Source organism: Nocardia sp. NPDC004582 (genome assembly GCF_053602115.1).
This window is the reverse complement of the sequence record NZ_JBSGCY010000188.1, coordinates 1-10291: the sequence shown is the minus strand read 5'-3', so window position 1 is coordinate 10291 and position 10291 is coordinate 1. Positions and strand designations below refer to the sequence as shown.

Below are 10291 nucleotides of genomic sequence, written 5' to 3'. Positions count from 1 at the left end.
GCCGCTGCCGCCGACCGCGCGCCCGGGCGGCAAGGTGTGCATGAGCGCCGCGAACCCCACCATGGGCGCGGAGCCGGGTTCGGACATGGGCGGCCCGGACTGCGCGCCGAACCAGGCCAGCGCCGCCTTGAGCCGTTCGCTGTCGAACAGGCTGTCCAGCAGCGCGTCTCCGGACTGCATCATCTCCCGGGACAGGGCCCCGCCGCTGGCGCGTCCGGTGGCCCCGGCCGCCTCGCGAGGATCCATGCCCCAGAACGACTTCAGCAGATGCCCGCCGGTCGGAGTGCCCGAGAAGGCCCGCATCACCCGCGCGCTGCGCGGACCCCACACGGTCGCGAACCGCCGGTACGCCTCGGCGTCCCGCTGCCCGCAGGCGGCGGCGATGGACGCGCAGGTCCGGTCCAGGTCCCGATGGAAGGCGATGGGCGCCAGCCCGCTCCCGGCGGGCGCGGGCGCGAAAGCCCAGGGGTCGCAGTCGATATAGCGCAGCCCGAACCGGTCCAGCTCCAGTTCCTCGATGATCCCGGTGTGCCGGATCATGATGTGCGCCGAGGATCCGCGGTCGACCAGATGCCCCGGGAACCGCTCCACGGTGGACACCGCCCCGCCGAGCACGGTGTCGCGTTCGAGCACCTCGACCCGATGTCCGGCCTTGGCCAGGTAGCAGGCCGCGACCAGCGCGTTGTGCCCCGATCCGACGACTATGACTGTGCGCGAGGACTTGTCGGCCGTGCGGGAACCGTTGCCGCGCCCGCTCACAGGGGCAGCCGCCGCCCGAGCACCGCGAACCGCCGGGTGTCGCCGGAGAAGATGAAGTGCCGCACCACATCCCCGAACCCCTGGCGCCGGTACAGCCGCCAGGCCCGGTTGGACTCGCGGTCCACCTCGGGGGTGGACAGCAGCACGGTGCGCTCGGGCCGGTTCTGCAGCAGCCGGGTGAGCAGGATCTCACCGAGCCCGCGGCCCTGCGCGGCGGGGTGCACGTGCAGTTCGGTCAGCTCGAAGTAATCCGAAAGCAGTTCCCGCGCGCCGGATTCGGGCCAACCGGTGCGCCGCATCCCGCTGTACACCTGCTGATGCCACCACTGGTGCGGCGCGCCGTGATAGCCGTAGGCGATGGCCACGATGGGCGCGGTCCGCAGGTCCAGGCGCCCGTCGTCGTCGGGCAGCACCGCGGCCACGGCCTGCCAGCCGGGGCGGGTGGTGTGCTCGGTCCACATGGGGGCGCGCTGGTGTTCGGTGCCGCGCGGATAGTCCATCGCCGCGACGTAGACCGCCAGGGCGTCGTGCAGCCGGTGCCGCAGGGTCGCGGCCGACAGGTCGACCACGACGGGTGCCGGCGTCGGTTTGGGGGTGACTGCGGTCATCGGCTGGACGCAACTCTCGTTGGCGCGGACGGATGGATCGACAGTAGCGCCACGGTGGACGCCGCAACTTGTCGGTGGGTCTCTCTATATTCAAACCCAACAGAAACCTTCGAATGCCTGTTCGATCTTCGACTTGGGTGAAATGCCTGATCGGGACACGTTGTCCTTATAGATGTGATTCGGGTGTGCGAGTGGGGAGGTACGCGAAATGACCGGGAAAACGGAACGTCCGGGCCACCCGGGCCGCGCCGGCGACCTGCTGCGCAAGGCCGATGGGCTGCTGTCGGAGGCACGGGGAGAACGCGATCCGGCGGAGCGTTTCCGCATCGCCTACCTGGCGGCGCTACGCGGGGCGGGCGCGGTGCTGGCGCTGACGGGGGCCGACCGGGCGCCGCGGGCGCGCTCGCGCAACGCCTGGGTCCTGATGCAGCGCGCGGCACCGGAATTCGTCATGTGGACCGACTATTTCACCGGACAATCCGAGACACGCGCGGCGCTCGAGGCGGGTCTGTCCCGGCCCATCGACGATCACCGCGCCGACGAGTTCGCTTCGCGGGTAGGCGCATTCCTGCACGACGTCGCGGATCTGCTGTCCGCCGCGTCGCGGCTCCGCCCCAGTTCAGGGTGGGTGAACGGAATGCTGGCGTGAGTTCCGGCGAGTAGGTGGTCGGGTTCTGATCGAACTCGTATTATTGGTGGCAGATAGCCGCCAAGGTCGGCTACCCGTCGTCTACCCGGAGGCGACAGCCACCACCTAGTGCCGGGGGAGGTACCGTGCCACTCTCCGAGCACGAGCAGCGCATGCTCGAACAGATCGAGAGCGCGCTCTATGCTGAGGATCCGAAGTTCGCCTCGACTGTTCGGGGTGGACGGTTACGTTCTGCCACCGGTCGGCGCAGACTCCAGGCGGCGGCCTTGTTCGTCCTCGGTCTGTTTCTATTGGTGGCCGGCATCGCCGCTCCTTTCAAGCCGGGCGGCTTCCCGATCATCAGTCTCGTCGGCTTCATCGTGATGTTCGGTGCAGGTGTGCTGTTGCTGATCGGTGGCCCCCGCATGGGTGGTTCGGCCGGTCGGGCTTCGGACGCGCATCCCAGCACGGGTGGCGCTCCCGGCGCCGGCCGCGGTAAGCCCCGTAAGCAGGGCGGGTTCTCCGCACGCATGGAGGACCGGTTCCGCAAGAGATTCGAACAGGACAGTTGACCGGGCTGCCGTGCGGCCGAGGGCTTTCGGCGGCGAGCGGCAGCGGACCACGATCGACTAACTGAAGATCTTCACGACACGCCGTGACGCCACTCCGATTTCGGATGTGGCGTCACGGCGTTTCTGCTTGGTCGGGTTTCGGCGTGTCGGGTGCCCGCCACGATTCCCCACACCTCCCCACAGGGGTTCCCCACCCGGCCCCACCGGTGCCGGAAATGCACGCTATCTGCGGGTTTGCTGGCGGTTGTCGGATGCCCGCCGACGCGCGTCGCGCGTGTCGGGGGAACTGCGCGAAATCTTCCCCACCACCGTGATAGCTGGTGTGACCTGCGAAGTTCGCCAAGCGGGGACCGAGATCACCGGCGCTTTCGATTGAAAGTGGGGGAAAGTGGGGTAATGTGGAGCCCGCACTACAGGAGGCCGAACAGTCGAGAGGGTGATCCGGCAGGAGGTGTCGAGACGTGTTTCTCGGGACCTATACCCCTCGATTGGACGACAAAGGGCGACTGACGTTGCCTGCGAAGTTCCGGGACGAGCTGGCGGGAGGGTTGATGGTCACGAAGGGACAGGACCACAGCCTTGCCGTGTATCCCAAGGACGAGTTCACCGCGCTCGCGCGGAGAGCCGCGGCCGCGTCCCGATCGAACCCGCAGGCCCGAGCATTCGTCCGGGCCTTGGCGGCTTCCAGCGATGAGCAACGTCCGGACGCACAGGGCCGGATCATGCTGTCGGCAGAGCATCGCCGCTACGCGAATCTCTCCAAGGATTGCGTGGTGATCGGCTCGGTCGACTTCCTCGAGATATGGGACAAGACGGCGTGGGATTCCTACCTCGCCGAGCATGAGGAGGACTACTCGCAGGCCAGAGACGAGTCGCTGGGCGAGATCTTCTAGCCCGAGCGAGGCGAGTGCCCTGCGGCCTCTGCCCGACACCGACCCTGACGTACTTCCCCAACGCCAGGTGCGGTGCTTCGGTCAGAGACCACGGGGCATTCGCCCTAATTCGAAGGTCGTTGTGAAGAGGCCCGCCGTCGCTCGCTATCCGATGTGGCCGTGCGAATGAACGTGAGGCAGTGAATTCCGGGAGGTCCTAGGTGAACCAGAGCAATGACGGCCCCCGCCATGTTCCGGTTCTCCTGCATCGCGCCGACGAAATCCTCGGTCCCGCACTGCATTCCGAGCGCGCCGTCTACCTGGACTGCACGCTGGGTCTCGGCGGTCACGCCGAGCACTTCCTGCGGACCTACCCGAACATCAGACTCGTCGGCCTGGATCGCGACACCGCGGCGCTGCAGTTGGCGGGCGAGCGACTAGCGCCGTTCCGGGATCGGATCACCCTGGTGCACACCAGATATGACGGGATCCCCGCCGCGCTGGAGCAGGCCGGCCTGCCCGAAAAGGGTTCGGTCAGTGCCATTCTCATGGATCTGGGCGTGTCCTCCATGCAGCTGGACGAGGCCGATCGCGGGTTCGCCTACTCCGTGGACGCGCCCCTGGACATGCGGATGGACTCCAGCACCGGCCCCACCGCGGCCGACGTGCTCAATACCTACAGTCACGGCGAGCTGGCCCGGGTGCTGAAAACCTATGGGGAGGAACGGTTCGCGGGCAAGATCGCCTCGGAGATCCTGCGGCGCCGCCAGCGCACCCCGTTCACCACGAGCGCGCAGCTGGTGGAGCTGCTCTACGACACCATCCCGGCCGCGGCCCGCCGGACCGGCGGGCACCCGGCCAAGCGCACCTTCCAGGCGTTGCGGGTGGAGGTGAATCGCGAGCTGGAATCGCTCGAGGCGGCGCTGCCCGCCGCGCTGGACGCGCTGGCCCCGGGCGGCCGCATCGTGGTGATGAGCTATCAGTCCCTGGAGGACCGGGTGGTGAAGGTGGAGCTGGCCAAGCGGTCGGCCTCGCGCACCCCCCTGGACCTGCCGGTCGAATTGCCCGGCATGGGACCGGAATTCAAGATCCTGACCCGCGGCGCGGAGAAGGCGACCGAGCAGGAGATCGAGGAGAACCCGCGGGCCGCTCCGGTGCGCATGCGGGCGGCGGAACGTATCGCAGGGGAGGACGCGACATGAATCAGGGACGTGGTGGGGCGCGGCAGCGCCGGATCGGCGGGCGGTCGCGGGCCGCGACCCGAGAGATCGGAGCCGCGCTATGACGATCAAGACGCAGGTGAGCCGGGGGGCCCGCCGGGTGCAGGCCGCCGAGCGGGTCAAATCGGGTGCGGCGCAACGGGCCTACGCCCGGCGCCGTAATCGCGAGGGCGGCGTGGAGCTGCCCGGGATGCGCCGCGGCCGGCGCAGTGAATCGATCCCGCGCGGGCGGATGTCCTTCGTGGCCACCATCATCGCGCTGCTGGGCTGCGGTCTGGCCTTGACGCTGTTGCTCACCACCCGCGCCACCGAGGACAGCTATCAGCTCGGCGATCAGCGCCGCGCCAATCAGAAGCTGTCCGATGAGCGCGACGCGCTGCAGCGCGAGGTGGCCGCGGCGGACTCGGCGCCCGAATTGGCCCAGCGCGCCGCCGAACTCGGCATGATCCCGGCCAAGGATCCGGCCCGCCTGATCATCGCCCCCGACGGTCAGGTGACCGTGGTCGGCAATCCGCAGCCCGCGCAGGGCGCTCCGGCTCCGGCGCTGAACACCACCCCGGCCGCGGCCCCGCCGAAGCAGTCGCAGTCGCAGGGCGAGCGCGTCGTCCCGGTGACCACCACCCCGGCCCCGGCGCCGTCCGGCACCCCGGCCCCGCCGACCACGAGTGCCGCGAACCCGGTTCCGGCGGCCCCGCTTCCGACGCCGCAGAACCCGGCCGTCCAGGCGAACGGCGCGCCCCGGTGACGGGTGAGTGCCGCGCGGATACGGTGAATCCGGTGCCGCGGTCCGGTCTACGGGCTGAGGATTGCCGGGTGACGCGAACCGCCGGGGTTGGTCGATGAGCCCTACCCGCGCGGGGCGCGGGCGTGAGTCCGGCCGGGGCCGTTCCGATTCCGGGCGCGGGCGGATCGCCGCCGGCGGCGCGAAGTCGGGTTCGGGTCGCGCGGGTTCCGGGCCGGGGCGGCAGTTCAGACCGCGGCCGGCTCCGGGACTGGATTCGAGTACGCGGTTCCGGTTCGGGGTGGGCCGGCTGGTGATGCTGGTGGCGCTGGCCGTGGCCGCCATCCAATTGCTGTGGGTGCAGAGTATTTCCGCGCCGAAGCTCTCGGCGGAGGCGGCCAGTCAGCGGACGGTGAAGCTGGCCGATCCCGCGACCCGGGGTCCGATCACCGACCGCTACGGGAAGTCGCTGGCGTTCACCATCGCCGCCAAGGCGTTGACCTTTCAACCGGTGCGGGTCCGCAAGGATCTGGCCGACGAGCGCGAGAAGCAGCCGAAGACCGCCCCGGATCCGGACGACCGGCTCGCCGCCATCGCCAAATACCTGCACGAGAAGCTGGGTAAGGACGCCCCCGAGAAGGACATCCTGGCCAAGCTGAAGAGCGACGAGCCGTTCGTCTACCTGGTGCGCAATGTGGATCCGCGGATCGCCGCCGACATCACGCTGAAGTTCCCGGAGGTCGGGCTCGAACGCCAGGACATGCGCGAGTACCCGGGTGGCGCGCTGGCCGCCAATGTGATCGGCGCGACCGGCTGGGACGGGCACGGGCAGATCGGCCTGGAGTCCTCGATGGACGCCCTGCTGGCCGGATCGGACGGCTCGATGACCTACGACCGCGGCTCCGACGGCGCGGTGATCCCGGGTTCGTGGCGCGACCGCCAGCCCGCGGTGAACGGTTTCGGCGTGGAGCTGACCCTGGATTCGGATCTGCAGTACTACGTGCAGCAGCAGGTGCAGCAGGCGAAGGATCTGTCGGGCGCGAGCGCGGCCTCGGCGGTGGTGCTGGACGTGCACACCGGGCAGGTGCTGGCCATGGCCAATGACAACACCTTCAATCCCGCGATGGGGCCGCGCTTCTGGTCCACCACCGATCTGGGCAATCCGTCGGTGCAGGAGGTGTACGAGCCCGGCTCGGTGAACAAGATCGTCACCGCGGCCTCGGCCATCGAGTACGGCCTCACCAACCCCGACGAGGTGCTCCAGGTTCCGGGCAGCATCTTCATGGGCGGGGTCACCGTGCACGACGCCTGGGAGCACGGCGTCGCCCCGTACACCACCACCGGCGTCTTCGGGAAGTCCTCCAACGTGGGCACCCTGATGCTGGCGCAGCGGGTCGGCGAGGACCGCTATTTCGACATGCTCAAGAAGTTCGGGCTGGGTCAGCGCACCGGCGTCGGCCTGCCCGGCGAGAGCGGCGGCGTGGTGCCCTCGCGTGACCAGTGGTCGGGTTCCACCTTCGCCAACCTGCCCATCGGACAGGGTCTTTCGATGACGACCTTGCAGATGACGGGCATGTACCAGGCCATCGCCAACAATGGCGTGCGGATTCCGCCGCGCATCGTGAAGGCCAAGATCGCCCCGGACGGCGCGCGCACCGAGGAAGAGCCGCCGGAGGGCGTGAAGGTGGTGAGCCCGCAGACCGCCAAGACCCTGCAGCAGATGTTCCAGGCCGTGGTGCAGAAGGATCCGCGCGGCATCCAGTCCGGCACCGGCAGCCCGGCCTCGATCGAGGGTTATCAGATCGCGGGCAAGACCGGCACGGCGCAGCAGATCGATCCCAAGTGCCGCTGCTACTCCAGCGACCGATACTGGATCACCTTCGCGGGCATGGCTCCCGCCGACAATCCGCGCTACGTGATCGGCATGATGCTCGACGCGCCGGTCCGCAGCTCCGACGGCAGCGGTGGCGGGTCGGCCGCGCCGCTGTTCCACAGCATCGCGTCGTGGCTGCTGCAGCGGGACCGGATCCCGCCGTCGCCGCCCGCCAAACAGCTGATTCTGCAGGCGAGTTAGAGCAGGGAACGGATGGTCGTGACGCACGCCGCCGCCGATACCACTACCGGCGGGTGACCGAACTGCGCCGTGCCGATCGCACGGCAATCGAACACAGGTAACCTGACACGTCGATCCGCTCGTCCGGATCTTTTCTACATATGAAACCCGCCCGTGAGAGGAGCTTCGTGCCCGCGCAGTCCACCCCGCAGGTGTTCCGGCCCGCCACACCGGCGGCGACCAGCTTGCGCACGGTGTCGGAGCTGACGGGCGCGACGCCCGCCGGGTCCGCGGCAGGTTGGCAGGACATCCAGGTCACGGGTATCGAGCAGCGGTCGAACGCGGTGCTGCCGGGGGATCTGTTCGCCGGTCTGGCCGGTGGGCATTCCCATGGCGCGCGCTACGCCGCCGACGCGGTGGCGCGCGGCGCCGTCGCGATCCTCACCGATCCGGCGGGCGCGGAGCTGATCGGCGAGATCGCCGTCCCGGTGCTGGTGCACGACGCGCCGCGCACGATTCTGGGCGAGTTGTCCTCGGCCCTTTACGGTGATCCGTCTCGCACACTGCGCATCATCGGTATCACCGGCACCTCCGGCAAGACCACCACCTCCTATCTGGTGGAGGCCGGGCTGGCGGCGTCGGGCCTGCGCACCGCGCTGATCGGCACCATCGAGACCCGCGTCGGCGGCGTCCGGGTGCCCTCGGCGCTCACCACCCCCGAGGCCCCGCAGTTGCACGCGATGTTCGCGGTCATGGTCGAGCAGGGCGTGGACGCGGTGGTGATGGAGGTGTCGAGCCACGCGCTGGCGCTGGGTCGGGTGGACGGGGTGAGCTTCGCGGTCGGCGCGTTCACCAATCTGTCCCAGGACCACCTCGACTTCCACACCGACTTCGAGGACTACTTCGCGGCCAAGCGCCGCCTGTTCATTCCCGACGGCCCCGGCACCGCCGCCGCGTCGCGCCCCTCGGTGGCCGCGCGCACCGCGGTGATCTGCGTGGACGACGAGTGGGGACGGCGCCTGGCGGGCGATGTATCCGACTGTCTGGCAGCCGAATCCGGTGATACCACCGGCCGGTTGCGCACGGTGGCCACCCGCGCGGGCGCGCCCGCCGATTGGACCGCGGGCGCGGTTACCGCCGGGACCGGTGGCACCCAGGAATTCACCGCATCGGGGCCGGGCGTCAATGTGGATGTGCGGCTGCGGCTTCCGGGCGCGTACAACATCGCCAACGGGCTGCTGGCGGTCGCGGTCTGCGCGGCGGCCGGCGCCGATATCGAGACTTCCGCAGCGGCGCTCGGCGAGGTCGACGTGCCGGGCCGCATGCAGCGGGTGGATAGGGGTCAGGAGTTTCTGGCCGTGGTGGACTACGCGCACAAACCCGCCGCGATCGAATCGGTCGTGGCGACGCTGCGCACGTGGTTGACCGAAAAGGGGACGGGACGTCTGGCGGTCGTGGTGGGCGCGGGCGGTGATCGCGATGCCGGCAAGCGGCCCCTGATGGGTGCGGCGGCGGCGCGCGGCAGCGACCTGGCCATCATTACCGACGACAATCCGCGCAGCGAGGACCCGGCCGCCATCCGCGCCGCGGTGCTCGCCGGGGCCGAACAGGTGCCGGACGCGGAACGCGGTGAGGTCCGGGAGGTCGGGGACCGGGCGGCCGCGATCCAGGCCGCGGTGAACTGGGCGCGGCCCGGGGACGCGGTGCTGGTCGCGGGCAAGGGACATGAGACAGGGCAGGAGATTGCAGGCGTGAAGCAGCCGTTCGACGACCGTGAGGTACTCGCGGCCGCCCTGTCGGAAAAGACGAGGGACCTGACGCATTCATGATCGAGATGACTTTGCGGGAGATCGCGGAGGTCGTGGGCGGCACGCTGCACGACGTCGCCGATCCCGAGGCGAAGGTCACCGGATCGGCCGAGTTCGACTCGCGCCGAATCGGTTCCGGTGACCTGTTCCTGGCATTGCCGGGTGAGCGCGCCGACGGCCACGACTTCGCGGCGCGGGCCGTCGCGCAGGGCGCGGTCGCGGTGCTGGCCGCCCGGCCGGTCGGGGTGCCCGCCATCGTGGTGGAGCCCCGCCCCGGGAACACCCGCGCCATCGCACTGGCCCACGACACCGACGGCTCCGGCGCGGCGGTGCTGGACGCGCTGGCCGCGCTGGCCCGTGCCAGCGTGGACCGGCTGGTGCGGGCCGGGAGCCTGACCGTGGTCGGGGTGACCGGCTCGTCCGGCAAGACCTCCACCAAGGATCTGATCGCGGCCGTGCTCGCGCCGCTGGGACCCGTTGTGGCCCCGCCCGGTTCGTTCAACAACGAGCTCGGCCACCCGTGGACGGCCCTGCGCGCCGACGCGCAGACCCGGTTCCTGGTGCTGGAGTTGTCGGCTCGCGGCCCGGGACACATCAAGGCGCTCACCGAGATCGCCCCGCCCAGCGTCGGCGTCGTGCTCAATGTCGGCACCGCGCACCTGGGCGAGTTCGGTAGCCGTGAGGTGATCGCGCAGACCAAGGGTGAACTCGTCGAGGCCCTTCCGGCCTCCGGTCTCGCCGTGCTGAACGCCGACGATCACCTGGTCTCGAAGATGGCCGGGCGCACCGCCGCCCGCGTGGTGACCGTGGGCCTGGCGTCCTCGGCCGACGTGCGCGCCGCCGACGTCGTGCTCGACGAACGGGCGCGCGCCCGATTCACGCTGCACGCCAACGGCGAATCGGTCGACGTCCAGCTGGCCGTGTCCGGCGAGCACCAGGTCGGCAACGCCCTGTCCGCCGCCGCCGTCGCCCTGGACCAGGGGGCGGATCTCGCGACCGTCGCGGCGGCGCTGGCCGTCGACCGATTCGCCGTTGGCGTGCAGCGTGAAT

At 70.0% G+C, this 10291-nt stretch carries 10 protein-coding genes; 8 read left to right on the top strand and 2 right to left on the bottom strand.

What is annotated here, in order from left to right; genetic code table 11:
* Both ACWELJ_RS31230 and ACWELJ_RS31225 read right to left on the bottom strand, forming a co-directional pair.
* A partial coding sequence (locus ACWELJ_RS31230) for a phytoene desaturase family protein (protein WP_452369685.1) occupies window positions 1-759 on the bottom strand: 759 nt, incomplete at its 3' end.
* On the bottom strand, window positions 756-1367 hold the full coding sequence (locus ACWELJ_RS31225; protein ID WP_357286695.1) for a GNAT family N-acetyltransferase: 612 nt from the start codon (window positions 1365-1367) through the stop codon (window positions 756-758). The genes ACWELJ_RS31225 and ACWELJ_RS31230, both read right to left, overlap by 4 nt.
* A gap of 208 nt (window positions 1368-1575) precedes the next feature.
* On the opposite strand from ACWELJ_RS31225, the gene ACWELJ_RS31220 reads away from it, so the two are divergent.
* From ACWELJ_RS31220 to ACWELJ_RS31185, 8 genes are all read left to right on the top strand, one after another.
* Window positions 1576-2016 carry an SAV_6107 family HEPN domain-containing protein gene (locus ACWELJ_RS31220; RefSeq protein WP_452369684.1) on the top strand — a complete coding sequence of 147 codons (441 nt, stop codon included), beginning with the start codon at window positions 1576-1578 and terminating at the stop codon, window positions 2014-2016.
* A 125-nt stretch (window positions 2017-2141) separates the two neighbouring features.
* The gene (locus ACWELJ_RS31215; RefSeq protein ID WP_452369683.1) at window positions 2142-2567 is read left to right on the top strand and encodes a DUF3040 domain-containing protein; all 426 of its coding nucleotides are present in this window, start codon (window positions 2142-2144) and stop codon (window positions 2565-2567) included.
* A 461-nt stretch (window positions 2568-3028) separates the two neighbouring features.
* The gene (gene mraZ / locus ACWELJ_RS31210) at window positions 3029-3460 is read left to right on the top strand and encodes a division/cell wall cluster transcriptional repressor MraZ (protein WP_213560465.1); all 432 of its coding nucleotides are present in this window, start codon (window positions 3029-3031) and stop codon (window positions 3458-3460) included.
* A gap of 200 nt (window positions 3461-3660) precedes the next feature.
* Window positions 3661-4641, top strand: a complete 981-nt coding sequence (rsmH, locus tag ACWELJ_RS31205) for a 16S rRNA (cytosine(1402)-N(4))-methyltransferase RsmH (protein ID WP_452369682.1) — start codon at window positions 3661-3663, stop codon at window positions 4639-4641.
* Window positions 4642-4720: 79 nt separating this feature from the next.
* Window positions 4721-5404 (top strand): hypothetical protein, encoded by a 684-nt coding sequence (locus ACWELJ_RS31200; RefSeq protein ID WP_452369681.1) that lies wholly within the window; start codon window positions 4721-4723, stop codon window positions 5402-5404.
* Window positions 5405-5498: 94 nt separating this feature from the next.
* Window positions 5499-7454 carry a peptidoglycan D,D-transpeptidase FtsI family protein gene (locus tag ACWELJ_RS31195; protein WP_452369680.1) on the top strand — a complete coding sequence of 652 codons (1956 nt, stop codon included), beginning with the start codon at window positions 5499-5501 and terminating at the stop codon, window positions 7452-7454.
* A gap of 140 nt (window positions 7455-7594) precedes the next feature.
* Window positions 7595-9262 (top strand): UDP-N-acetylmuramoyl-L-alanyl-D-glutamate--2,6-diaminopimelate ligase, encoded by a 1668-nt coding sequence (locus ACWELJ_RS31190; RefSeq protein ID WP_452369679.1) that lies wholly within the window; start codon window positions 7595-7597, stop codon window positions 9260-9262.
* A partial coding sequence (locus ACWELJ_RS31185; RefSeq protein ID WP_452369678.1) for a UDP-N-acetylmuramoyl-tripeptide--D-alanyl-D-alanine ligase occupies window positions 9259-10291 on the top strand: 1033 nt, incomplete at its 3' end. The genes ACWELJ_RS31190 and ACWELJ_RS31185, both read left to right, overlap by 4 nt.